Annotated in this window: 21 protein-coding genes and 1 pseudogene (1 of these 22 cut by a window edge); 15 read left to right on the top strand and 7 right to left on the bottom strand. The window is 69.9% G+C overall.

Annotation, left to right across the window (positions count from 1 at the left end; genetic code table 11):
* From CON77_RS00210 to CON77_RS00195, 4 genes are all read left to right on the top strand, one after another.
* Positions 1 to 1,067: the 3' portion of an ATP-binding cassette domain-containing protein gene (locus CON77_RS00210; protein WP_101046647.1), read on the top strand. It extends 838 nt beyond the left edge of the window; the window shows 1,067 of its 1,905 coding nt (coding positions 839-1,905); the start codon falls outside the window, past its left edge; its stop codon occupies positions 1,065 to 1,067.
* Positions 1,068 to 1,150: 83 nt separating this feature from the next.
* A complete protein-coding gene (locus tag CON77_RS00205) occupies positions 1,151 to 1,795 on the top strand; it encodes a LysE family translocator (RefSeq protein WP_101046645.1) in 645 nt (214 codons plus the stop codon).
* A 68-nt stretch (positions 1,796 to 1,863) separates the two neighbouring features.
* Positions 1,864 to 3,051, top strand: a complete 1,188-nt coding sequence (locus CON77_RS00200) for an aminotransferase-like domain-containing protein (RefSeq protein WP_101046643.1) — start codon at positions 1,864 to 1,866, stop codon at positions 3,049 to 3,051.
* 60 nt (positions 3,052 to 3,111) lie between these two features.
* Entirely contained in the window at positions 3,112 to 3,780 is a 669-nt protein-coding gene (locus CON77_RS00195; protein WP_101046641.1) for a histidine phosphatase family protein, read from the top strand.
* Between the two features lie 22 nt (positions 3,781 to 3,802).
* On the opposite strand, the gene CON77_RS00190 is transcribed toward CON77_RS00195, so the two are convergent.
* Complete coding sequence (locus tag CON77_RS00190; protein WP_101046639.1) at positions 3,803 to 4,672, bottom strand: creatininase family protein; 870 nt, start codon at positions 4,670 to 4,672, stop codon at positions 3,803 to 3,805.
* A 120-nt stretch (positions 4,673 to 4,792) separates the two neighbouring features.
* Between CON77_RS00190 and CON77_RS00185 the strand changes: the two genes are divergently transcribed.
* The 6 genes from CON77_RS00185 (at position 4,793) to priA (ending at position 12,633) form a co-directional block, all read left to right on the top strand.
* Complete coding sequence (locus CON77_RS00185) at positions 4,793 to 6,973, top strand: protein-disulfide reductase DsbD family protein (RefSeq protein ID WP_101046637.1); 2,181 nt, start codon at positions 4,793 to 4,795, stop codon at positions 6,971 to 6,973.
* A gap of 80 nt (positions 6,974 to 7,053) precedes the next feature.
* Positions 7,054 to 7,557, top strand: coding sequence for a CoA-binding protein (locus tag CON77_RS00180; RefSeq protein WP_101046635.1), 504 nt, complete (start codon positions 7,054 to 7,056; stop codon positions 7,555 to 7,557).
* 11 nt (positions 7,558 to 7,568) lie between these two features.
* A complete protein-coding gene (locus tag CON77_RS00175) occupies positions 7,569 to 8,879 on the top strand; it encodes an O-acetylhomoserine aminocarboxypropyltransferase/cysteine synthase family protein (protein WP_101046633.1) in 1,311 nt (436 codons plus the stop codon).
* A 73-nt stretch (positions 8,880 to 8,952) separates the two neighbouring features.
* Positions 8,953 to 10,071, top strand: coding sequence for a uroporphyrinogen decarboxylase (gene hemE, locus CON77_RS00170; protein WP_101046631.1), 1,119 nt, complete (start codon positions 8,953 to 8,955; stop codon positions 10,069 to 10,071).
* Between the two features lie 103 nt (positions 10,072 to 10,174).
* The gene (locus CON77_RS15300) at positions 10,175 to 10,456 is read left to right on the top strand and encodes a hypothetical protein (RefSeq protein WP_198552216.1); all 282 of its coding nucleotides are present in this window, start codon (positions 10,175 to 10,177) and stop codon (positions 10,454 to 10,456) included.
* Complete coding sequence (gene priA / locus CON77_RS00165; RefSeq protein ID WP_101046629.1) at positions 10,453 to 12,633, top strand: replication restart helicase PriA; 2,181 nt, start codon at positions 10,453 to 10,455, stop codon at positions 12,631 to 12,633. The genes CON77_RS15300 and priA overlap by 4 nt, the downstream gene beginning before the upstream one ends.
* A 45-nt stretch (positions 12,634 to 12,678) precedes the next feature.
* Here priA and CON77_RS00160 read toward each other — a convergent pair whose 3' ends face one another.
* Complete coding sequence (locus CON77_RS00160; RefSeq protein WP_101046627.1) at positions 12,679 to 13,632, bottom strand: AEC family transporter; 954 nt, start codon at positions 13,630 to 13,632, stop codon at positions 12,679 to 12,681.
* Positions 13,633 to 13,771: 139 nt separating this feature from the next.
* Between CON77_RS00160 and CON77_RS00155 the strand changes: the two genes are divergently transcribed.
* The 3 genes from CON77_RS00155 to CON77_RS00145 all read left to right on the top strand — a co-directional run bounded on the left by CON77_RS00155 (position 13,772) and on the right by CON77_RS00145 (position 18,332).
* Positions 13,772 to 15,847 (top strand): ATP-dependent helicase, encoded by a 2,076-nt coding sequence (locus CON77_RS00155; protein WP_101046625.1) that lies wholly within the window; start codon positions 13,772 to 13,774, stop codon positions 15,845 to 15,847.
* A gap of 73 nt (positions 15,848 to 15,920) precedes the next feature.
* The gene (locus tag CON77_RS00150; protein WP_101046623.1) at positions 15,921 to 16,439 is read left to right on the top strand and encodes a putative pterin-binding protein; all 519 of its coding nucleotides are present in this window, start codon (positions 15,921 to 15,923) and stop codon (positions 16,437 to 16,439) included.
* Positions 16,440 to 16,460: 21 nt separating this feature from the next.
* Positions 16,461 to 18,332 (top strand): ATP-binding protein, encoded by a 1,872-nt coding sequence (locus CON77_RS00145; RefSeq protein ID WP_198552214.1) that lies wholly within the window; start codon positions 16,461 to 16,463, stop codon positions 18,330 to 18,332.
* Between the two features lie 24 nt (positions 18,333 to 18,356).
* Here CON77_RS00145 and CON77_RS00140 read toward each other — a convergent pair whose 3' ends face one another.
* From CON77_RS00140 to def, 4 genes are read right to left on the bottom strand one after another with little or no spacing between them, the layout of a single operon-like run.
* A complete protein-coding gene (locus CON77_RS00140; RefSeq protein ID WP_101046620.1) occupies positions 18,357 to 18,692 on the bottom strand; it encodes an AzlD domain-containing protein in 336 nt (111 codons plus the stop codon).
* Positions 18,685 to 19,434 carry an AzlC family ABC transporter permease gene (locus CON77_RS00135; protein WP_101046618.1) on the bottom strand — a complete coding sequence of 250 codons (750 nt, stop codon included), beginning with the start codon at positions 19,432 to 19,434 and terminating at the stop codon, positions 18,685 to 18,687. Before CON77_RS00135 ends, CON77_RS00140 begins: the two co-directional genes overlap by 8 nt.
* A 22-nt stretch (positions 19,435 to 19,456) precedes the next feature.
* Complete coding sequence (gene fmt / locus CON77_RS00130; protein WP_101046616.1) at positions 19,457 to 20,422, bottom strand: methionyl-tRNA formyltransferase; 966 nt, start codon at positions 20,420 to 20,422, stop codon at positions 19,457 to 19,459.
* 10 nt (positions 20,423 to 20,432) lie between these two features.
* Positions 20,433 to 20,951, bottom strand: a complete 519-nt coding sequence (gene def / locus CON77_RS00125; RefSeq protein WP_101046614.1) for a peptide deformylase — start codon at positions 20,949 to 20,951, stop codon at positions 20,433 to 20,435.
* Between the two features lie 239 nt (positions 20,952 to 21,190).
* Here def and CON77_RS00120 point away from each other — a divergent pair, with 239 nt between their 5' ends.
* Both CON77_RS00120 and dprA read left to right on the top strand, forming a co-directional pair.
* A complete protein-coding gene (locus CON77_RS00120) occupies positions 21,191 to 22,438 on the top strand; it encodes a LysM peptidoglycan-binding domain-containing protein (RefSeq protein WP_101046612.1) in 1,248 nt (415 codons plus the stop codon).
* A gap of 15 nt (positions 22,439 to 22,453) precedes the next feature.
* Entirely contained in the window at positions 22,454 to 23,548 is a 1,095-nt protein-coding gene (gene dprA, locus CON77_RS00115) for a DNA-processing protein DprA (protein ID WP_101046610.1), read from the top strand.
* A 9-nt stretch (positions 23,549 to 23,557) separates the two neighbouring features.
* On the opposite strand, the pseudogene CON77_RS00110 reads toward dprA, so the two are convergent.
* Positions 23,558 to 25,000, bottom strand: a pseudogene (locus CON77_RS00110) (DUF1631 family protein); the annotation flags it as partial.

Here is a 25,000-nt window from a genome sequence, read left to right as displayed (position 1 = left end):
TGTTGCGCGTGCAGCGCAGCACCCGGCGCGATGCGGTGGGCCAGGTGCGCATGGAAGTCCACAGCGGGGGCGCGGGCGGCAAGCTGGTGGCCGAGCTGGAGGGCGTGAGCAAGTCGTTTGGCGAGGGCGCAGAACGGCGCACAGTGGTGAAGGACTTCAGCGCCACGATCCTGCGGGGGGACAAGGTCGGGCTGATCGGCCCGAACGGCGCCGGCAAAACGACCTTGCTGCGGATGATCCTGGGCCTGCTGCCGCCGGACACCGGCACGGTGCGGCTGGGCAGCCGGCTGGAGGTGGCGTATTTCGACCAGATGCGGGCACAGCTGGACCTGAACGCCACGCTGGAGGACTTCATCAGCCCCGGCAGCGAGTGGATCGAGATCGGCAACCGCCGCACCCATGTGAAGAGCTACCTGGGGGATTTTCTGTTCTCGCCGGCGCGGGCCAATGCACCGGTGCGCACCCTGTCGGGCGGGGAACGCAACCGGTTGCTGCTGGCCCGGCTGTTTGCCCGACCGGCGAACGTGCTGGTGCTGGACGAGCCGACCAACGACCTCGACATCGACACGCTGGAGTTGCTGGAAAACCTGTTGGCCGATTACGACGGGACGGTGTTCCTGGTGAGCCACGACCGGCGCTTTCTGGACAACGTGGTGACGAGCACCATCGTTTACGAAGGCGATGGGCAATGGCGCGAGTACGAAGGCGGGGTGGCCGATTGGATGACGCAGTCGACGCGCCTGCACGGGCGCGCCCCGGTGTGGGACAAACCGCCAGCGCCGGTGGCGCCCAAGGCCAAGGAGCCCACACCCACGCTGACGACCGCCCCGCCCCCCGCGCCACGGCGCAAACTGAGCTACAAGGAACAGCGCGAATTGGATGCCTTGCCGCAACAGATCGCGGCCCTGGAAGCGGAGCAGCAAGCCATCGATGCGGCCCTGGCCGATGGCAGCCTGTATAGCACCGACCCGGCGCGCGCGGCCCAGCTGAGTGGGCGGCACGGGGAGATCGAAGAAGCCTTGATGGCGGCCCTGGAGCGCTGGGAAGCCCTGGGCACCACCGGTTGAATCTATGCACCTGCACCACGCCGGCCCGGCGCCCAGGCGCTACAGTGGCGGGATGAGCGACGACCCCACCGAACACCGCCCCCATGAACGCCCATGAATTCGGGGCGCTGTTGACCCTGGCCACCGCCACCAGCTTCACCCCGGGCCCAAACACCACCTTGTCGACCGCCCTGGCGGCCAACTTCGGTCTGCGCCACGCCCTGCGTTTCGTGTTCGCCGTGCCGGTGGGCTGGACCTTGCTGCTGGGCTTGTGCAGCGCGGGGGTGGGTGCGGTGGTGCTGGCCGCGCCTTTGCTGCGCGGCGCGATTTTGCTGGGCGGCGTGGGCTATTTGCTGTGGCTGGCCTGGCGTTTGGCCGGCAGCCGGTCCTTGTCTCAGATGCCGGCCCACACCTTGCACATCACCTTCTGGCGCGGCGTGGGTCTACAGTTCCTCAACATCAAAGCCTGGATGCTGGCGCTGTCGATCGTGGCCGGCTGGATCGCGGGCCAGGCCGATGCCTGGCAGCGCCTGGCCGTGGTGGCGCCGGTGTTGATGGCTTACGCCTTCGCCAGCAACCTGACCTACGCCCTGGTGGGTTCGGTCTTGCGCCATTGGCTGGCCGGCCCACTGGTGGACGGCCAGCCCACGGGGCGCCGCCTGCGCACCTTCAACCGCGGCATGGCCCTGGCCCTGGTGCTGACCGCAGGCTGGATCCTGATGACCGGCCTGGGACGCACCACAACATGAGCACCGCCGCCCCAGACCTGCCGTGCACGCCCCGCGTGCACCCCCACCCCTGAGAGAAAGACCCGACCATGAACTGGACCCTGGCGCAACGCGCCCACGGCATGAACCCCTCGGTGATCCGCGAGATCCTGAAAGTCACCGAACGCCCCGGCATCATCAGCTTCGCGGGGGGGCTGCCCTCGCCCAAGACCTTCCCGGTGGAGGTCTTCGCCGACGCCTGCGCCCGCGTGCTGCGCGACGACGGCGCGGCCGCGCTGCAGTACGCGGCGAGCGAGGGCCTACCGGCCCTGCGCGAGCAGGTCGCGGCGATGCTGCCTTGGGCGGTGGACCCGGCGCAGGTGCTGATCACCACCGGCTCGCAGCAGGGCCTGGACCTGATCGCCAAGGTGCTGATCGACCCGGGCAGCCGGGTGCTGGTGGAGACACCGACCTACCTGGGCGCCCTGCAGGCCTTTGGCCCGATGGAACCCGAGGTGGTGGGCGTGGCCAGCGACGACGAGGGGCCGGACCTGTCCGACCTGGAACGGGTGCTGCAGACCGGGCCCCGACCGCGCTTCATGTACCTGCTGCCGAATTTCCAGAACCCGACCGGGCGCAGCATGAGCGAAGCGCGCCGCGCCGCGCTGAGCGCCGAAACGCAGCGCGCGGGCCTGCCCCTGGTGGAGGACAACCCCTACGGCGACCTGTGGTTCGAGACCCCGCCGCCGGCGCCGCTGACGGCCAGAAACCCCGCGGGCGGGGTGTATCTGGGCTCGTTCTCGAAGGTGCTGGCCCCAGGCCTGCGCCTGGGCTATGTGGTGGCACCGCCTGCGCTCTACCCCAAGCTGCTGCAGGCCAAACAGGCGGCCGACCTGCACACCCCGACCTTCAACCAGCGCGTGGTGGCCGATGTGCTGAAAGACGGCTTTCTGGACCGGCACGTGCCGACCATCCGCGCCCTTTACCGGGCCCAACGCGACGCCATGCTGGGGGCGCTGGAACGCGAGTTGCAGGGCCTGGGGGTGAGCTGGAACCGGCCGGACGGCGGCATGTTCCTGTGGCTGCGCCTGCCCGAGGGGATGGACGCCATCGGCCTGCTGCCCCAGGCGGTGGACCAGGGCGTGGCCTTCGTGCCGGGTGCGGCCTTCTACGCGGCACAGGGCGACGTGCGCACGCTGCGCCTGTCCTTCGTGACGGCGACGGTCGAGCAGATCGAACAAGGGGTCGCCGCCCTGGCCCAAGCCATCCGGGCGCAACGCGCCCGCACTGGGGCCTGACGCCGGAGCCAGTCGCCGCCGTGACCTGCTCCGCCCGCCAGCGATCGGACAATCCGGCCCATGGGAACCATCTATCTGGTACGACACGGGCAGGCGTCTTTCGGGGCGGCCGATTACGACCAACTGAGCCCCCTGGGCGGGCAACAAAGCGTGCGCCTGGGCGAGCACTGGCGCGAGCATGGCCTGCGGTTTGACGCGGTGCTGATCGGCAGCCTGAAACGCCACCGGCAGACCTGGGAGGGCCTGTCCGCCGGCCTGGGCTGGGGGGCGGAACCGTTGGTGTGGCCAGGGCTGAACGAGTACGACAGCGAGGCGGTGATCGAGGCGATCCACGCCCGCCCGCCGGAACACCCCAGCAGCCCGGAGGGCTACCGCCAGCACTTTCGCCTGCTGCGCGACGGCCTGCGCCAGTGGATGGCGGGGGTGGTGAGCCCGCACGGCATGCCAAGCTACCCGGCGTTTCTGCACGGCGTGACCTCGGCCTTGGACCACGCCCGAGCGCACCACAGCGGCAACGTGCTGGTGGTCTCCAGCGGCGGGCCGATCTCGACCGCCGTCGGCCACATCCTGGGCACCACGCCGGAAACCACGATCGAGATGAACCTGCGCATGCGCAACACCTCGGTCAGCGAACTGGCCTACAACCCGAAGCGCTGCACCCTGGTCAGCTTCAACACCTTGCCGCACCTGAGCAGCCCGGCGCACGCCGACTGGGTGACGCACGCCTGAAGCCCCCGGTCGGGGGGCCGGCTCAATCCAGGAACGCGGGGCCGTCCACCAACGTGGACAGCGGCAACGCACTGAACTCCCGCAACAACTGGGCCAGGCCGCGGCCGGCCGCGTCGACCAAGGCCCGACCGAGGTCGGCATCGGCCGCCGCGGCGTTGCCGACCGCGCCCTGGGGGTTGTAGTCCTGCGTCTGCCACGCCAGCTTGGCGCTGCGGCCGTTGCCCAGCAGGGGGCACTGGCGCGAGCGGTCGCGGGAGGTGGAGGCGAAGTCGCGCGCGTGCTGCCTGCGCACCAGTTCGGGCCGCAGCGCCAGCATCATCGCGGTTTCGACCTGCCCGCCGTGGATGCCAAAGCGGTGTTCTTCGGCCGGGATGCGGGCGTTCAAGTCCTGGCCCTGCTCGTCCAGCAGGGGCAGGTTGAACCAGCTGGCGCTGTAGACCAGCAGGTCGTGGCGGCTGCGCAATTCGCGCCCGACCACGTCCATCGCCCCGGTGTGCCCGCCGTGGGTGTTGAACAGCAGCAGCTTGCGCACGCCGGCCCGGGCCACCGAAGCGCCCAGGTCGCACCACAGGCGCACCAGGGTGTCGAGGCCCAGGGTGAGGGTGCCGGGAAAGCGCTGGTGCTCCGGGCTCAACCCGACGGCCTGGGGGGGCAGCAACCAGACCGGGCAATCGCCGGGCAGGTGCGGGGCGGCGGCGTCGAGCACACCGTCCAGGATGTCGGCATCGACCGACAGCGGCAGGTGCGGACCGTGCTGTTCGGTCGCGGCCAGGGGCAGCACGGCCACGGTGCGGGCCGGGTCGAGCGCAGCGAAGTCGGTGGTGCACAGGTCGCCCCAACGGGGCAGGCGCAGCCGCGGAGCGGGGGCCGACGGGGTGGGAGGTGACGCCATGGCGCGATTATGGCCCGCCCGACCCCGCGGCCGATGCGCCACAATGGCCGACCGGAACTTTGCCCCACCCCGCCGGCTCTGACTGCCTGCCCGCAGGCTCCTGCCACGGCGTTTTCATCCATGCGCAAGCTTCTCACCTCCTTCCTTTTGTGGACCACGCTGGCCTGGATCGCTCCCGCCACGGCCCAGAACCTGTGGTCCACGACCACCTTCTCCAGCGAGTTTTCACAAGCCCGCCTGCTGGTCCACGCGCCCCAGGGCGTGCAAGCCGGCCAGCCCCTGTGGCTGGGGCTGGAAATCGCCCACGCCCCGGACTGGCACAGCTACTGGAAAAACCCCGGCGACTCGGGCCTGCCAACCGAATTGCAGTGGCAACTCAGCCCCGGGGTGGAGGCAGGCGACATCGCCTGGCCGACGCCGCGCAAGTTCCCCTTGGGCGAACTGGCTAATTACGGTTACCACGGCACGGTGCTGTTGCCCGTTCCGATGCAGGTCACCCCCGGCTTCCAGGGCACGCAACTGGAGGTGAAGCTGACCGCGACCTGGCTGATCTGCCGCCAGGAATGCGTACCGGAAGAGGCCCGCTTCCAGTTGAGCGTACCGGCACAGGGGGCCACTGTCACCGATGCCCGGGCCTTCGAGGCGGCCTGGGCGGCGGCACCGCGCGCCACCCCCGCAGGCGACAGCCGCCTGTCGGTCGATGCGCGCGGCTTGCACGTGCGGCTGGCCGGACTGCCGGCCGCGTGGCGCGGTCGGGCACTGGAGTTTTTCCCCGAAACCCCGGCGCTGGTGGAGCCCGGCGGACGGTGGCAACAGGCCTGGAACGGTGACACCTGGACCGCGACACTGCCCTTGTCTGGCCAGCGCAGCGCCAGCCCGGACACCATCCCCCTGGTGGTGGCGCCGGCCCAGGAAGGCAGCGCCGAGCCCGCTGGCGCCCGCCTCACCGTGGCGGTGACGGGGGGCTGGCCGGCCCTGCCCGCGGCACCTGTCGCCCAGGCCAGCGGCGCTTCGGACGCCTTGAACGCCGCGCTGGCAGAGAATGCCGCACGCGCCGCGGCTCTTGGCACGGCGCCGGCCGGCGGGGGGCTCGGCCTGTGGGCCGCCCTGCTGGGGGCGCTGGTGGGGGGGGCGATCCTCAACCTCATGCCTTGCGTGTTCCCGGTGCTGGCGATCAAGGTGCTGGCCTTCACCCAGCACGGCGAGGACCACCGGGGCCACCGGCGCAGCGGACTGGCGTACACCGCGGGCGTGGTGTTGTCTTTCCTGGCGTTGGGCGGGGCGTTGCTGGCCTTGCGGGCCGCGGGCGAGCAATTGGGTTGGGGCTTCCAGTTGCAAAACCCGGCCGTGGTGGCGGGGCTGGCCGTGCTGTTCACGCTGATCGGTTTGAATTTGGCGGGCCTGTTCGAGTTTGGGCACCTGCTGCCCAGTTCGCTCGCCACCTTGCAGGCCAAGAACCCGACTACCGACGCCTTCCTCACCGGCATCCTGGCCACCGCGGTGGCATCGCCCTGCACCGCGCCGTTCATGGGCGCCTCACTGGGGTTGGCCATTGCCCTGCCCACCGCGCAGGCATTGGCGGTGTTTGCCGCACTGGGCCTGGGCATGGCCTTGCCCTACTTGGCAGCCAGTTGGGCGCCGGCCATCGCACGGGCCTTGCCGCGCCCCGGCGCCTGGATGGAAACCTTCCGCCAGCTCATGGCCTTCCCGATGTTCGCCACCGTGGTCTGGCTGCTGTGGGTGCTGGGGCAACAGAGCGGCATTGACGGCGTGGCCGCGCTGTTGATGCTGCTGGTGGCCCTGACCTGGCTGATCTGGGCCCTGAACCGCGGCGGCAAAGTCCGCACCGTGCTGGGCACCCTGGCCGCGCTGGCGGTGGCCACCTGGCTGTGGACGGCGGGCCCGCACGTGCTGCGTGTGCATGAGGGCACAGGCAACACCACCCCAACGGCCGTGACGGGCCTGGCCTGGGAGCCGTGGAGCCCACAGCGCGAAGCCGAGCTGATTGCCCAAGGCCGGCGCATCTTCATCGACTACACCGCCGCCTGGTGCGTGACCTGCCAATACAACAAGCGCAATGCACTGGCCGACGCGCAGTTTCTGCAAGCCGTGGCCGACCGACAAGTGGTGCTGCTGCGTGCCGACTGGACGCGCCGCGACCCCGCCGTGACGGCATCGCTGGCGCAACTGGGGCGCAATGGGGTGCCGGTGTACGTGCTGCACGCCCCAGGGAAGGCCCCGCAGTTGCTGTCGGAAGTGCTGTCTGCAGACGAAGTGCGCGCGGCCATCCAGGCGTTGTAAACGCCCCCGACGCACCGGGGTGGTCGCACACGGTACACACCCCTACAGACCCCACCGGTGCGCCTGCGTACACTGGCGCCATGAGCGACATCCACACCCTGCGCACCCTCCTGGGCGCCTGCCGCACGATCGCGGTGGTCGGCCTGTCGCCGCAATGGCACCGGCCCAGCTACTTCGCTGCCAAATACATGCAGGCGCACGGCTACCGCATCGTGCCGGTGAACCCACTGGTGGCGCGCGACGGCGGCGAGATTTTGGGCGAGCGTTGCCACGCCAGCGTGCAAGAGGCAGCCCAGGCACTGGCGGCACAAGGCCTGCGCATCGACATGGTGGACTGCTTCCGCAAGAGCGAAGACATCCCGCCGCTGGCCCAGGCCGCCATCGAAATCGGCGCCCGCTGCCTGTGGCTGCAACTGGGCGTGGAACACCCCGAGGCCGAAGCCCTGGCCGCCCGGGCCGGCTTGACCGTGGTGCACGACCGCTGCGTGAAGATCGAGCACGCCCGCCTGTTCGGGGGCCTGAACTGGGCCGGGGTGAACACCAAAGTCATCTCGGCCAAACGCCCGCACCAACTGCCTTATTGACCCGATTACCCATGGCCCAGGACCACGACTACGGCTTTGGCACGCTGGCCATCCACGCCGGCGCCATCCCCGACCCCGTCACCGGCGCGCGCGCCACCCCCATCCACCAGACCACCAGCTTCGTGTTCGACAGCGCCGAGCACGCCGCCAGCCTGTTCAACCTGCAGACCTTTGGCAACGTGTACAGCCGCATCGGCAACCCCACGGTTTCGGTGCTGGAAGAACGCGTGGCGGCGCTGGAAGGCGGGCGCGCGGCGCTGGCCTGCGCCAGCGGCATGGCCGCGCAGATGACGGCGCTGCTGGCCATCCTCAAGGCGGGCGACCACATCGTCGCGGCATCCACCCTGTACGGTGGCACGGTGGGCCAACTGGGCGTGGGCTTCGAACGCCTGGGCATCACCACCACCTTTGTGGACCCGGCCGACCCCGAGAACTTCCGCCGCGCCATGCGCCCCAACACACGCGCGGTGTACGGCGAAACCATCGGCAACCCGCGGGTGAACGTGCTGGACATCGCCGCCATCGCCCAAGTGGCGCACGACCACGGCGTGCCGCTGGTGATCGACAACACCGTGGCCACGCCCTGGCTGTGCCGGCCGTTTGAGCACGGCGCCGACATCGTGGTGCACAGCGCCACCAAGTACTTCGGCGGGCACGGCACCACCATGGCCGGCGTGGTGGTGGAGTCGGGCAAGTTCGACTGGGGCAACGGCAACTTCCCCGACATGGTCGAGCCCAGCCGGGCCTACCACGGCGTGAAGTTCTACGAGACCTTTGGCGACTTTGGCTACACCATGAAGGCGCGCATGGAGGTGAACCGCACCTTCGGCGCGGTGCTGTCGCCCATGAGCGCGTGGCAGATCCTCCAAGGCATCGAAACCTTGCACCTGCGCATGCAGGCGCACTGCCGCAACGCGCGCCGCGTGGCCGAATTTTTGCGCGACCACCCCCGGGTGGCCTGGGTCAACTACCCCGGCCTGCCCGACGCGCCCGACCACGCGCTGGCGGCCCGGCAGTTCCGCGCGGTCGACGGGCTGCCCGGCGGCTCAGGCATCCTGACCTTCGGCATCCGCGCCGACGACCCCGCCAAGGCCGGCGAACGCTTCATCGACGCCTGCGAATTCCTCAGCCACCTGGCCAACATCGGCGACGCGAAAACACTGGTGATCCACCCCGCGTCCACCACCCACCGGCAACTCAGCGAAGACGAGCAAAAAAAAGCCGGCGTCGGCCCGGACATGATCCGGCTGAGCGTGGGCATCGAGGAGGTGGACGACATCCTCTGGGACCTGGACCAGGCGCTGCGCAAAGCGGTGGGCTGAAACGGCTGGGCTCGGGTTCGCCCGCGGGCCGGGCGACAGCCGCCGGCCCGCCACCCTGCGACAATGTGGGGTTATGAGCACGACCTTCGCCCCCCTGCAGAACGACACCTTCCTGCGCGCCTGCCTGCGCCAGGCGACCGACCACACCCCCGTCTGGCTGATGCGCCAGGCCGGCCGCTACCTGCCCGAATACCGCGCCACCCGCGCCCAGGCCGGCAGCTTCATGGGCCTGGCCACCAACGTGGACTACGCCACCGAAGTGACGCTGCAGCCGCTGGAACGCTACGACCTGGACGCCGCCATCCTGTTCAGCGACATCCTGACCGTGCCCGACGCCATGGGCCTGGGCCTGAGCTTCGCGCTGGGCGAAGGCCCCAAGTTCGCCAAAACCGTGCGCACCGAGGCCGACGTGGCCCAGCTCGCCGTGCCCGACATGAACAAGCTGCGCTACGTGTTCGACGCGGTCACCTCCATCCGCAAGGCCCTGAACGGGCGCGTGCCGCTGATTGGCTTTTCGGGCAGCCCCTGGACCCTGGCCTGCTACATGGTGGAGGGCGGCGGCAGCGACGACTACCGCCTGGTCAAAACCCTGATGTACCAGCGCCCGGACCTGATGCACCGGGTGCTGGAAATCAACGCCGACGCGGTGGCGCTGTACCTGCGCACCCAGATCGAAGCAGGCGCTCAAGCGGTGATGATTTTCGACAGCTGGGGCGGCGTGCTGGCCGACGGCAACTTCCAACGGTTCAGCCTGGCCTACACCAAGCGGGTGCTGGACCAGTTGCCCAAGGAATTCAACGGCCAGCGCATCCCGCGCATCGTCTTCACCAAGGGCGGCGGCCTGTGGCTGGACGACATGAACACCCTGGACTGCGACGTGCTGGGCCTGGACTGGACCGTGAACCTGGCCCAGGCCCGCGCGGCCATGGGCGGCGCGGTGGGCGGCCCCGGCAAGGCGCTGCAAGGCAACCTGGACCCGAACGTGCTGTTCGCCCAGCCGGACCAGGTGGCCGCCGAAGCGGTGAAAGTGCTGGAGAGCTTCGGCACCCCTCACACCGACCGCAGCACCACCGGCCCCACCCACATCTTCAACCTGGGCCACGGCATCAGCCAGCACACCCCGCCCGAAAACGTCAAAGTGCTGGTGGACGCGGTGCACGCGCACTCCCGGCAGATGCGCCAAGGCCGCTGAACGCCGGCTGCGCACCAGCGGTGTGCCAACGGACCCCGGCCACGCCCCAGAGTCGGGTATTGGGTCCATGGCCTGGCCCCGTTAGCACAAAAACAGGGATTTTTTGCAGACCGACCCCGGGGTTTATGCACAAAAATTTGCAGCCGGACTGCGCCCCCCCAGCGCCAGCCCTCCACCCCTGCCCGAGCAGACAATACCACCTAAGTTATTGATTTTATTGAACAAGACCGGCTGCGTATTTTCTGGGCATTCTAAGCAAGGCCTTGATTTTCAAGGCCTCGCGCGGGAGATTCAGCAGCTATCAACAAAGTTATCCACAGAAAATCTGGGCAAGTGTTGGAAATTTTTACAAATCAATGACTTACCCGTTTTTCCGCCAACATGACTGAAGAAACCGCGCCAAGCATCCGCCACTGGGTCGATGTCGTGGTGACCACGCCGGCCCACAGCGGGCTGGGCGACAGCCTCAGTTACGGGAGTGAGCAGCCACTTGCGCCGGGCACCTTGGTACGTGTGCCGCTGGGCAGCCGGGAGGTCCTGGGCATCGTCTGGCACTGCGCCGACGAACCGCCCGAGGGCCTGCTGCCGGCGCAGACCCGGCCCGTGGGTACCGCCCTGGAGGCCCTGCCGCCGTTGAACGCGCGCTGGCGCCAACTGGTGGGCTTTGCCGCCCGCTACTACCAGCGCGGCCTGGGCGAGGTGGCGCTGGCCGCCTTGCCGCCGCAGCTGCGCGACCTGGACGACACCCAACTGCAACGCCGCCTGGCCAAGCGGGCCAAGGCCGCGCACACCGCCAAGGCCATCCCGGCAACCGCCATCGCACCGACTGCCCAGGCGCCTGACGCACCCGTGGCCGCTGACACCACGCCAGCCGGGCCCGCACCCAGTCTGGAACAGGCAGACGCGCTGACTGCCATCGCCCAAGCACAACGCCCGGTGCTGCTGTTCGGCGCCACCGGCAGCGGCAAAACCGAGGTCTACCTGCGCACCGTGGCCGACCTGCTGGCCCAAGACCCGCAAGCCCAGGCGCTGGTGATGGTGCCCGAGATCAACCTGACGCCGCAGCTGGAAGCGCGTTTTCGCGAGCGCTTTGCCGGCCTGGGCGTGGTTTCGCTGCACAGCGGCCTGACCCCGGCGCAACGCCTGGGCCACTGGCTCGACGCCCACCTGGGACAGGCGCGCATCGTGCTGGGCACGCGCATGGCGGTGTTCGCCAGCCTGCCCGGCCTGCGCCTGATCGTGGTGGACGAGGAGCACGACCCCAGCTACAAAAGCCAGGAAGGGGCGCGCTACTCGGCACGCGACCTGGCGGTGTACCGGGCGCACCTGGAATCGCAGGGCCGGGCGCCGGGCCACTGCCGGGTGCTGCTGGGCTCGGCCACGCCTTCGCTGGAAAGCTGGCACGCGGCCGAGAAACAGCGCTACCAACGGCTCGACATGCCCCAGCGCGTCGGCGGCGGCGCCCTGCCCCGCCTGCGCCTGCTGGACATGAACCACCAGCCCAAACACACGGTGCTGGCGCCGGCCCTGGTCGACGCCATGGCCGCCCGGGCCGCGCGCGGCGAACAGAGCCTGGTGCTGCTCAACCGCCGCGGCTACGCCCCGGTGCTGGCCTGCCACGACTGTGGCTGGAAGAGCGACTGCCCACATTGCAGCGCCCACGCCGTGTTCCACAAGATCGACCGCACCCTGCGCTGCCACCACTGCGGCCACACCTGCCGCGTGCCGCGCGCCTGCCCCGGGTGCGGCAACCTCGACATCAGCCCCGTGGGCCGCGGCACCGAACAGATCGAGGAACAGCTCGCCGGCCTACTGGCCGACGCGCGCCGCCCCGACGGCCAGCCGGTGCGCGTGGCCCGGCTCGACGCCGACACCACCCGCGCCAAAGGCAGCCTGGAAAGCCGCCTGGCCGACATGCACACAGGCGAAGTGGACGTGCTCGTGGGCACCCAGATGGTGGCCAAAGGCCACGACTTCCGCCGCATCACCCTAGTGGCCAGCCTGAACACCGACAGCGGCCTGTTCGCCAGCGACTACCGCGCCCCCGAGCGCCTGTTCGCGCTGCTGCTGCAGGCCGCCGGCCGCGCCGGGCGCGACGCCGCTTTTGTGGCCGAACAAGGCAGCGCGGTGGAGTTGTGGGTGCAGACCTGGTACCCGCAACACCCGCTGTTCGCCGCGCTGGCCCGGCACGATTACCCGAGCTTCGCGGCACAGCAGCTGCAGGAACGCCTCGACGCGCAAATGCCCCCCTACGGCCACCAGGCCCTGGTGCGCGCCGAAGCCCGCACCCAGGAAGCCGCTCAGGCCTGGCTCACCCTGTCGGCCCAGGCCGCCGACGGCCTGCCCGGGCGCGAACACCTCACGCTCTACCCCGCGGTGCCCATGGCGGTGCAGCGCGTGGCCAACGTGGAACGGGCACAAATGCTGGTGGAAAGCCCTTCGCGCCCGGCCTTGCAGGCTTTTTTGCACGCCTGGCACGGCGTGCTGCACGCCCAGCGCGCCCACCCCGAGGCCAAGGGGCTGATCCGCTGGGCCATCGACGTGGACCCGCTCAGCCTGTGAGCCCCCTGTGAGTACTCTGGGGGGCCAGCCACCGGCCCTGAGCGGTCAGGCGCGCAGCAGCGCCACCGCCCCGGAAAAGGTCAGGAAAGCCAACGCGGTGGACACCAGAATGATGCGCGCGATGCGCCCGTTGTCGGCGCCGAAACGCTCGGCCAGCAGCGACACGTTGCTGGCGCTGGGCAGGGCCGCCACCAGCACCATCACCGTCAGGGTGGTGGGCGCCAGCGGCACGCCCAGCGCCACCGCGGCCGTGCCCGCGCCCCACACCAGCAAGGGGTGCAAGAACAGCTTCAGCAACGCCACCGGCACGTAGTCGCGCAGCGGCATGGGGTGATCGGCCTGCATCTGCGAGCGCGCCAGCACCGCTCCGATGGTGAACAGCGCCACCGGCGAGGCCGCATCGGCCAGCAGCCACACGGTTTTCTCCACCGGCCCGGGCAGGGTGAACTGCACCGCCGACGCCACCGCCCCCAGCCCGATCGCCCAGGGCATGGGGTTACCCACCACCCCGCGCAGCGCCTTGCCAGCGGCCGCAACGGCGCCGCCTTCACCCTCGTCAAGGCGCGACAGGGCGATGCACAGCGAACTGGTCACCACCATGTCCACCAGGATGATGACGATCACCGTGCCCACGCTGCTGGGGCCCATCAGCGCGGCCAGCAGCGGCACGCCCATGAAACCGGTGTTCGGAAAAGCCGCCACCAGCGCGCCCAGGGCGGCATCGTTCCAGCCGATGCGCCCGCGCCTGGTCAACACCACCGCCAAGGCCACCATCACCAGGCCGCACAGCAAATAAAGGCCAAACACCGAAGCGTCCAGCAACTGCCCGATGGGCGTGGTGGAACCGAAACGGTAGAGCATGGCCGGCAGTGCGAAGTACAGCACGAAGCTGTTCAGGCCGGGGATGGCCTCCAGCGGCAGCATGCGCCGGCGCGCGGCCACGAAACCGCCGAGTACCAACGCAAAAAACGGGAAAGTGACGAGCAGGACGTTCAGCACACCGACGATTGTCGCAGGCCATGGCCCCATCACCGACCGGCACCGGCCACCGGGCCGGACGCCAGCGCGACAAGCCGGCCCCGCCCCGGTGGCGCGACCGCGCCCGGTATCATCCAACGCTTTGCTTGCACCGCGCCCCATGTCTGCTGGCCTGAACATCGCCCAACTCGACGCCGTCAACCACCTGGCCGGTCCGTGCCTGGTGCTGGCCGGCGCCGGCTCGGGCAAGACGCGGGTGATCACCCACAAGATCGCGCGGCTGATCCAGGCCGGACTGGCCGCGAACCGCATCGCCGCCATCACCTTCACCAACAAGGCCGCGGCCGAAATGCGCGAGCGCGCCCGGCAACTGGTGGGCAAACCGGCCAAGGACGTGCTGATCTGCACCTTCCACTCGCTCGGCGTGCGCCTGCTGCGCGAAGACGGCGCGGTGTTGGGCCTGAAACAGCAGTTTTCCATTCTTGACACCGACGACATCACGTCCATCCTGAAAGACTGCGGCGGCACCACCGACGCCGCCACCGCGCGCCAGTGGCAGTGGACCATCAGCGGCTGGAAGAGCGCCGGGCTGAACGCCGAACAGGCGCTGGCCCAGGCGCGCGACGAGAACGAGCGCGTGGCCGCCCTGGTGATGGCCAAGTACCAGGAGCGCCTGGCCGCTTACCAGAGCGTGGACTTCGACGACCTGATCAGCCTGCCACTGAAGCTGCTGGCCCAACACGACGCCGTGCGCGACAAATGGCAGAAAAAACTCGGCCACGTGCTGGTGGACGAGTACCAGGACACCAACGCCACCCAGTACGAACTGCTGAAACTGCTGGTGGGTGAACGCGGCCGCTTCACCGCCGTGGGCGACGACGACCAGAGCATTTACGGCTGGCGCGGCGCCACGCTGGACAACCTGAAAAAACTGCCGCAGGATTTCCCCGAGCTCAAGGTCATCAAGCTGGAGCAGAACTACCGCTCCACCAGCGCCATCCTGCGCGCGGCCAACAACGTCATCGGCCCCAACCCCAAACTGTTTCCCAAAACCCTGTGGAGCGAGCTGGGCGAAGGCGAGCCGGTGCGCGTGCAGGCCTGCGACGCCGAAGACCACGAGGCCGAACGCGCGGTGGCGCGCATCCAGAGCATCCGCGCCGGCTCCACAGCGGCAGGCAGCAGCGGCGCCAAGCACAAGGCCTTCAAAGACTTTGCCATTTTGTACCGCGCCAACCACCAGGCGCGGGCGCTGGAAACCGCGCTGCGCAAGGCGCAGATCCCATACAAGGTGTCGGGTGGACAAAGCTTTTTCGACCGCGCCGAGATCAAGGACCTGTGCGCCTGGCTGCGCCTGCTGGTCAACAACGACGACGACCCGGCCTTCCTGCGCGCCATCACCACGCCCAAACGCGGCATCGGCCACCAAACCTTGGCCTCGCTGGGCGCGTTCGCCACCCAGTACAAGCTCAGCCTGTTCGAGTCGCTGTTCTCGCACTCGCTGCCGGCGGCCCTGCCGCAGCGGGCGGTGCACGGCCTGCACGAGTTCGGCCGCTACCTGAACGACCTGGAACACCGCGCCCGCCACACCAGCGGCTTCGAGGCCGCCAAAACCTTCCTGAGCGACTGGCTCAAGGACATCGGTTACGAACAGTATCTGCTCGACAGCGAAGAGAGCGACAAGGTCGCCGCGGCCCGCTGGGGCAACGTGATGGACTTCTGCGATTGGGTGGCGCAGCGCTGCGGCGGCCAGATCGACGACAGCGGCGGGGCCACCACCGAGCGCGAAGTGAAAACTCTACTGGAAGTGGCGCAGACCATCGCGCTCATTTCCACCATTTCGGAACGCGAGCAAGACCAGGACGTGGTCACTCTGTCCACCCTGCACGCCTCCAAAGGCCTGGAGTGGCCGCACGTGGTGCTGGCCGGGGTCAACGAAGGCCTGCTGCCCTTCCAGCGCGACGACGGCCTGAACGAAGCCGCCTTGGGCAAATTGATCGAAGAAGAACGCCGCCTGATGTATGTGGGCATCACCCGCGCCCAGCACACGCTGGTGGTGAGCTGGCTGAAACGGCGCAAAAAGGGGCGCGAAATGGTGCCCGGCCAGCCCAGCCGCTTCATCCAGGAAATGGCCTTGGACCAAGCCACCACCAAGGAAGACCCCCGCGCCAAACTGCGCGCGCTGCGTGCCGAATTCGCCCAGCGGGCCGGTCAGGCCGCTCCCCAATCCGGCGCTTGAGCCATCGGCCCAAGTTTGGCGCGATCGATCATTTCAAATAGAATCGAATGCCTTAATTTTTCAGCTTGACGCCATGAACGCATGCATTTCTCGCAGACTGTGCCTGGGCCTGGTGTCCGCGGCACTGCTCGCCCCGACCGCCACCCTGGCACTCACCGCCCCCAAGGGCAAGGTGGTGCTCACCGTCACCGGCAAGCTGGACGCCCCCAACAAGGGCAAGCAGGCCCAGTTCGACATGGCCATGCTCGAAGCCTTGCCGCAGAAGACCTTCACCACCCTCACCCCCTGGGAACACCAGCCCATCCAGTTCAGCGGCCCCCTGCTGCGTGACGTGCTGGCGGCGGTCCAGGCCAGCGCCCAGGGCCGCAACATCAAGGCCACCGCGCTCAACGACTACCGCATCAACATCCCGGTGGCCGACGCCGCCGCCTTCGACGTGGTCGTGGCCCTGCGCATGAACGGCGAACCGATGTCGGTGCGCACCCGTGGCCCCCTGTTCATCGTCTACCCCTTCGACAGCCGGCCCGAACTCAAGAGCGCCACCTACTACGAGCGCTCGATCTGGCAACTCAAGTCCATCGAGATCGAATAAGCCGAGGCCCCACGGATGCCCATGCGCAAGGACAACCGCAGCTTCCTGCTGTGGCTGTCACTGACCACCCTGGCATTGGCCGTGGGGCTGGCCGTGCTGGCGGCGGTGTCCCTGCGCCAGTCGGCCTCGGTCGAAGCCGCCGCGCGCCTGCAGGCCGATTCGGTCACGGCGCTGACCTTCCAGATGGAGCGCGAGTACCTGCGACTGCGCAGCGAACTGCGGCTCGCCCTGCACACCCGGGAGGCACAGGACTGGGACACCCTGCGCACGCGTTACGACATCTTTGCCAGCCGCGTCAGCCTGCTGAGCAACAACCCGAGCACGCTCAAACTGCGCGACCGCGCCGAATACGGGGACTTGCTGCCCAAGCTCGAAGGCCTGATGCAGCAGATCGACCCCCTGCTGGAGTCCCCGGCGGCGCACAGGGGGGCGCTCGAAGCCGTGCTGCAGGAAATGGTCGACCTCGGACCGGATGTGCAGGCCCTGTCCTTCGCCGCCAACAGCCTGGTCACCCGCCTGGTGGAACAGCAGGTGGCCGTGGTGCGCGGGCAAAACCAGACCATCGGCTGGCTGGTCGGCCTGCAGGTGCTGCTGCTGCTGCTGGCCGCCGGCAGCCTGTTCTACCGCCAGCAGCGCCAGGTGCGCGAACGGCTGGCGCTGGAGCAGCTCAACCGCGAGCTGGTGCAGGCCAAGGAGCAGGCCGAACGCGCCAACCGGGCCAAGAGCCAGTTCCTGGCGAACATGAGCCACGAACTGCGCACGCCCTTCAACGGCATGCTGGGCATGGTGAGCCTGCTGGAGGACAGCGAACTGTCACCGCGCCAGCGCGACCAGGTGCAGACCGCGCGCAACTCCGCCCAACACCTGCTCAGCCTGCTCAACGACATCCTCGACATGTCGGCCCTGGACGCGGGGAAAATGAAGATCCACCCCGAGCCGGTGGACCTGCCCCGGCTGGTGCAGGACCTGCTGCCGCTGGTGCAGCACCAGGCGCAGCGCAAGGGCATCGAACTGCGCCTGGTGCTGCCCACGGACAGCCCCCCCTGGGTCCGCACCGACCCGACGCGGGTGCGGCAGATCCTCCTCAACCTGCTGAGCAACGCGGTCAAATTCACCCACCAGGGCCACGTGACCCTGGCCCTGCACTGCACGCGCGCCGCGCACACGGCGCACTGGGACATGGCCGTCAGCGACACCGGCATCGGCATGGACCCTGCCACCCTGGCACGGCTGTTCCAGCGCTTCCAGCAGGCCGACGACTCGGCCACGCGACAGTTCGGCGGCACCGGCCTGGGTCTGGAAATTTCCCGCAGCCTGGCGCGGCTGATGGGCGGCGACATCCTCGCCCACAGCGAGCGCGAACACGGCTCCTGCTTCACCCTGACCCTGGACACCCCCCTGTGCGAAGCGCCGACACAGCCGCCCTCCGCGCAAGTCGGGCAGGTGTTCAGCACCCCCGGTCCGGCGGTCCCCCTGCACGCCCCAGCGGTCGAGGCCTCTGGCTGGCAGGTGCTGGTGGCCGAAGACCACCCGGTCAACCGCAAATTCGTCGGCATGTTGCTGGAGAAGTTGGGGCACCACACCACTTTCGCCGACAACGGCCTGGAGGCGGTGGCACTGGCCTCGGCCCACGACTACGACATCGTGCTGATGGACGTGCACATGCCGGAAATGGACGGCCTCACCGCCACCCGGCACATCCGGGCGCTGCCCGGTCCGCGCGGCCGGGTGCCCATCGTGGCCCTGACCGCCGACGTGATGAACGAAGCCCAGGACCGGGCCCGCAGCGCCGGCATGGACGCCTTCTTGTCCAAGCCGGTGCAAAAGCAGCAGCTGTGCGAGGTGATGGCGCAGTGCGTGGCCGCGGCCACACGCACGCCGGCCACGGGCTGAGACCGCGCCCCGCCCGGACTGGCTTCACCAGCCCAGGGCCAGCCGCAGCGGCAGGTACACCGCCATGCCGCAGACGATGGTGCCCAGCACCCCGCCACGCCAGAAGAACCAGCCCGCCCCGGCCGCGGCCGCGAACAGGCGCGCGTCGCGCCAGGTCTGCACCAGTTGCCCCTGATCGGCCACCACCTCCGGGATCACCACCGCCGCCAGCGCCGCGATGGGTGCGTACTGCAGACCGCGCTCGGCCCAGCGCGGCAACTGCCAGGGCCGGCTGCTGAGGAAGAAAAAGCCGCGCGTCAGCACCGTCACCCCGGCCAGGCAGGCGATGGTCAGCAATGTCCAGCCGTCGGTTTCAGCCATGTTCGGGAATCCGGTGGCCGCGCAAGCGCGCCGGGCCGTGCGCCTCCAGCACCAGGCACAGCGCCACGGCAGCCGCGATGGCGACCACGATGTTCAACTTCAGCGGCAGCGCCCAGGCCGCCACCGCCGCCGCACCGGCCACCCCGGCCGACACCACCCGCAGGGGCGAGGTGGCGAGCGAACAGCCCACCCCCAGCAAGGCCAGGATGCCGGCGAAGCCCAAGCCCCAGGCCGGCGGAATGGCGTTGGCCAAGGCCACGCCGAGCAGGCTCATGGACATCCACGCCAGGTAATTGACCGCACAGTTGCCCGCCAGGTAGGCCTGCTGCCGCACCAGGCCCTCGGGCGTGTCGGCCGGACGCGGGTAGCGCCGGGCAAAAAACACGTAACTCAGGTCGCCGGTCACGTAGCCGGTGAGCAGGCGCTGGCCACGGGGCAGGTGCATCAGGTAGGGCCGCAGGTGCGCCGAAAACACTACAAAGCGCAGGTTGACGCAGAACGCCGCCGCCAGGATCACCCACAGCGGCGCGCCCGCGGCGATCAGCGGCACCGCGGTGAGCTGGGCACTGCCGGCGTACACCAGCAGGGTCATGGCCACGGCCTCGACACCGCTCAGGCCGGACTTGACCATGGCCACCCCGGTCATCAGCCCCCAGGCGGCGATGCCGGTGGCCACGCCGGCCTGGTCGCGCACGCCCTCGCGGAATTCGGGCAGGCGGCGGTAGGCGGCGCTCAGGAACATGGGCCGCCGCGCACGGTGGGGCTCAAGCGCCCAAATGGGCACCGACCGACAGGTCGTTGCCCCGCAGGAATTCGGCCGCGCCCAGGCGCTTGCCACCGGCGCGCTGCAGTTCGGTCAGGTTCAGCAGGCCGGCGCCGGTCTGCACGCGCACGCCGGTGGCATCGGCGCCCAGCACGGTGCCCGGCTCGGCCACCGTGGCAGCGGGGTCGGCGGGCAGCGCCTGGGCCGCCCAGACCTTCAGGCCGGCACCGGCCCACACCGTGGACGCCCCCGGGAACGGGTTGAAGGCGCGCACCCGGCGGGCCAGGGCCTCGGCCGGCTGGGCCCAGTCGATCCCGGCCTCGGCCTTGTCGATCTTGTGGGCGTAATTGACGCCTTCGGCCGGTTGCGGCATGGGCCGCAGCCCCCCGCACGCGGCCAGTTCCAGCGCCTCCACCACCAGGCGACCGCCCAGCGTGGCCAGGCGGTCGTGCAGCGTGCCGGTGGTGTCGTCCGCGCCGATGGCCACCGTTTCGGCCAGCAGCATGTCACCGGTGTCCAGGCCCTCGTCCATCTGCATGAGGGTCACGCCGGTGACGGCGTCACCCGCTTCGATGGCGCGGTGGATGGGCGCGGCCCCGCGCCAGCGCGGCAACAGCGAGGCGTGGATGTTCAGGCACCCCAGGCGCGGCAGGGTCAGCACCCACAGCGGCAGGATCAAGCCGTACGCGGCCACCACCATCGCGTCGGCGCCCGCGGCCTGCAGGGCGGCCTGGGTCTCGGCCGCGTCTTCGGGGTAGCGGCCATCGAGCCGCAGGCTGCGGGGCTGGACCACGGCAATCCCATGCCGCTGGGCCAGCTGCTTCACCGGCGAGGCCTGCAGCTTCATGCCGCGACCGGCGGGGCGGTCGGGCTGGGTCAGCACCAGGGGCACCTCGAAACCCGCGCGCAGCAGGGCGTCAAGGGCCACGGCCGCGAATTCCGGCGTGCCGGCGAACACCACTTTCATCGGTGGCCCCTCAGGCGTGGGCGGCCCGTTCGGCCTTGACCAGCTTGGTCTTGATGCGGTCGCGCTTGAGCGGCGACAGGTACTCGACGAAGACCTTGCCCATCAGGTGATCCATCTCGTGCTGGATGCACACCGCCAGCAGGCCCTCGGCCTCGATCACCCGACTCACGCCCTCGCCGTCGAGGGCGCGCACGCGCACCGCCACCGAGCGCTCCACGCCGTCGTAAATGCCGGGCACCGACAGGCAGCCCTCTTCGCCCTTGCGCTTCTCGGGGCTGGCCCACTCCAGTTCGGGGTTGATCAGCACCAGGGGCTGATCGCGCTCCTCGCTCACGTCGATGACGATGAGGCGCTCGTGGATGTCCACCTGGGTGGCCGCCAGGCCGATGCCCTGGGCCGCGTACATGGTGGCCAGCATGCGCGGGACGATGGCACGCACGCGCTCGTCCACCGCGGCGATGGGCTGGGCCACCTTGTGCAGGCGGGGGTCGGGGTAGCGCAGAATGGGCAGGCGGTCGGTGTCGGTCATGGTCGGAAAACGTCGGAGTCGGCCGGGACACGGCCGTGGCGGGCGCCAGGGCCCTGTGAATGTCGTTATTTTCGCCACTTTCCCCCAGCGGCGGGCGCGACGGTGGCGATATCATTGCCATAAATGGGGCTTGAACGCAAAATCTCCAGTCATCCACACCAAAACGTCAAGCCGGGGAGGAACTGATGCAGCCAGCGCACCCCTTGGACGGGACGGTTTCCGGGGCCAACGACATGCCGATGAACACCACGCGATCTGCCACCCCAGGGCTTGCCCCTGCCGTCCGGGCCACCGCCCCCCACGCGCGCCGTGCACTGGCCCGCGGCGGTGTGTGGTTGGCCTGCGCCCTGCTGGCCGGCCCGGCCCTGGCCCAGTCCTTCCCGAACTACCCCATCACCCCGGGCCAGCGCAGCACCGCCCAGCAGGTGGCCCAGGCCGGCGTGCCCCTGAGCGAACTGGCGCCCAACGCCCCCGAGCGCTACACCATCCAGCGTGGCGACACCCTGTGGGACATCTCCAGCCTCTACCTCAAGCGCCCCTGGCGCTGGCCGGAGCTGTGGGGCATGAACCTGCAACAGATCCGCAACCCGCACCTGATCTACCCCGGTCAGGTGCTGGTGCTGACCCGCGTCGGTGACCGCGCCATCCTGTCGCTCGAAGGGGGCGGCGTGCCCACGGTGAAGCTCTCGCCGCGCGTGCGCGCCGAAGCGCTGAGCGACTCGGCCATCCCGCCGATCCCGCTGAACGTGATCGAGCCTTTCCTGACCGAGTCCCTGATCGTGGACGAAGCCCAGCACTCGCGGGCCCCGCGCATCGTCGCTGCCCCCGACAACCGGGTGCTGCTCAGCCGCGGCGACCGTGCCTACGCCCGCGGCCAGTACGGCCCAGGCGGCAGCGCAGAAGGCTCGGCCCTGCGCGTGGCCAAGGGCGAGCCGCGCCACTTCCGCGTGTACCGCAACGCCGTGGCCCTGAACGACCCGAGCACCGGCGAACTGCTGGGCTACGAGGCCCAGTTCATCGGCCGCAGCGAGCTGGTCCGCAGCGAAACCGCGCAGCTGGGTGGCGACGAGATCGTGCCCGCCACCGTCCAGATCACCGGATCGAAAGAGGAAATCCGAGTCGGCGACCGCCTGCTGCCGGAACCGCCGCGCGACGTGCCGAGCTACGTGCCGCAGCCGCCCAGCACGGCGCAGGCCGGGCAGATCGTCAAGGTGCACGGCAACGCGGTGCATTTCGCCGGGCAGAACCAGGTGGTCATCCTCAACCGCGGCGCCCGCGACGGCCTGCAGCGCGGCCATGTGCTGGCCGTGCTGAAAGACGCCAGTCAGGTGCCCGACCGCACCGACGACGCGCGTCCGACCCTGCACCTGCCGGGCGAGCGCAACGGCCACATGATCGTGTTCCGCACCTTCGACCGCGTCTCGTACGCGCTGGTGCTGCAAATCGCCGACGGCGTGAAGGTGGGCGACCGCTTCGTCAACCCCTGACGCGCCCGCCCCCGGATGACCGACGCCGAACTCGGCGCCTGGCTGCGCCTGACCCTCACCCCAGGGGTGGGGCGGGCCAGTGCCCGCAAATTGCTCGCGGCCTTTGGCGGCCCCGAGCAGGTGTTCCGCCAGACTGGCCCCGCCTGGGAAGCCGTGGTCGGCCCCAAATTGGCAGCGGCCCTGCAACAGCCCCCGGCGGAATGGGCCGAGCAATGTGAGCGCACGCGGCAATGGCTGGCCGCCGACCCGCGCCACCACCTGCTGGCCCTGGGCGACGCCGACTACCCCGCCGACCTGCTGCAGACCGCCGACCCGCCGCTGCTGCTCTACCTGCTGGGGCAACGCACCGCGCTGCAGCACGCGCACAAGCTCGCCATCGTCGGCAGCCGCAACCCCACACCACAGGGCGCGGAAAACGCCGCCCAGTTCGCCAAGGCCCTGGCCGGCAGCGGCTTGTGCGTGGTGTCGGGCCTGGCGCTGGGCGTGGACGGCGCCGCCCACCAGGGGGCGCTCGACGGCGGTGGCCCGACGCTGGCGGTGGTCGGCACTGGGCTGGACCGGGTCTACCCCAAACGCCACCTGGGGCTGGCCCACCGCATCGCCGACCAGGGCGCGCTGCTCAGCGAATACCCCCTGGGCACGCCGCCGCTGGCCCCCCACTTTCCCCAGCGCAACCGCCTGATCGCCGGCCTGTCGCAGGGCACGCTGGTGGTGGAAGCGGCCCTGCAATCGGGCTCGCTGATCACCGCGCAACTCGCCGCCGACATGGGGCGCGAGGTGTTTGCCATCCCGGGCTCCATCCACGCGCCGCAATCGCGCGGCTGCCACGCCCTGATCCGCCAGGGCGCCAAGCTGGTGGAGTCGGCGCAAGACATCCTGGAAGACCTGCACCTGGACCACGCCGCCACACCGACCGCTGGCAGCGCCAGCGTCGCCTCGGACGACCCGCTGCTGCAAGCCCTGGGCTTCGACCCGGTGGGGCTGGACGCCTTGCAGGCCCGCACTGGCCTGGACACCCCCACCCTGCAAGCCCAGTTGCTGAGCCTGGAGCTGGACGGGACGGTGCAGCGCCTGCCCGGCGGGCTGTTCCAGCGCGTCGGACTGGGCTGATACCGGCGCTCAGCCGAGCAGGCGCTCGGGGTTGGCCTGCAGCTTGTCCAGGGCCTGGCGGGTGGCCTGGGTGGTCAGGGGCTCGCTTTGCGCGGCGCGCAACAAACCGGCCTTGAGGTAGTGCGCCACCCGGCCCTGCTCCAGCAGGTAGCCGTGCTGGGTGGCGGTGGCAAACAGGTAGAGCTGGCGGCGCGGGCTGTGCCAGGCCAATTGCACCACCACCGGCGCGCCGTTGTGCTCCAGACGGAACCAACCGCCCACCGGCAAGGCCGCGGCCCAGGCCAGCAGGTGCTTGGGTACTGGGGTGTCGGGATTGGGGAGCACGGTGATCTGGCTCGCGTCTTCGCCGGTCACCAGTTCCAGGCTGTCGCGGCTCAGGGGCACAGGATCGGTGCCAGCGTCCCTCAGCACCGACTCCAGCCGGGCCAGCTGCGCCGTGAGACCGGCCAACCATTCGGGGTCCAGGCTGGCCGAGCGGGACAGGAAGGCAGCGGCCAGGGCCTCGCTCACGGGTTGGAGGGCCGCCTCCTGGCGTGCCGGGTCCAGCCCGAGCAGGGCCAGGCCCTCGCGCAACTGGGCCATCAAGCCCGGCACCCGGGCGATGACCTGGGCCCGCTCGTGCCGACTGGGCTTGCTCGCGGCCGCCCAGAGCAGGTCGGCGGCGAGCTGGCGCACCTGGGCCGTGCGGGGGTCGTCGGCACCGTGGGCCACCGCCGCCTGGGCCATGACCTCGACCCAGGTGTGGAACAGGAAGTCCCGCAGTCCCTCGTGCACCGGGGCCGTGCCCAGCAGGCGGCGCATGTCGATGGTGTACTGCACCGTCAGCGCACTCTTGAGTTCCAGGCGGGTCGCCACGTCGGTCACCCGCTGCAGCGGAGCGGCCTGGCGCAGGTGGTGGGACAGAAAGGTCTGAAACTCCCCGAGCATGAGCTCGAACACCCGGCGCCCGGTTTCGGGGTACTGCTCGATGACCTGGACGATGCGCTTGACCTCCGCCTCCAGCGCATCCAGCGGCACGGCGGGGTCGAAGCCCAAGACGCAAGCGCCCATGCGGTCAATCAGGGCCCGGGCCGGGTGCCCGGTGTCGGACAGGAAACCCGGGTCGCCCAGGGCGTTGCGCAGCACCGGCATTTGCAGGCGCGCGAACCAGACACGGATGCTCGCGGGGATGCGGTCTTCGCTGAGGATGCCGTCGAAGATCAGGGCCACCAGCTCGATGAGCGCCTTTTCCTCGTCGGAGTGGGCCGCCTGCTTGAGTGCACGGGCCTGGGCTTTCAAACCGGCTGCCCCGGCGTCCAGGCTGCTCCAGTCCACCGGCGGCACCGGGACGGCCCCCCACCAGGCGGGCGCCCCCGGGGTCGGGCCAGGGGGCGGACCGGCCAGCGGTGCACCGCCCGTCGAAGCCGCCGCCACGGCCGCCGACACGCGGTGCGGCCAGCCCGGCAGGCGCTC

The sequence above is a fragment of the Macromonas nakdongensis genome (assembly GCF_002837145.1).
GTDB classification, from domain to species: Bacteria; Pseudomonadota; Gammaproteobacteria; order Burkholderiales; family Burkholderiaceae_C; genus Macromonas_B; species Macromonas_B nakdongensis.
This window is presented reverse-complemented; position numbering and strand designations above follow the sequence as displayed.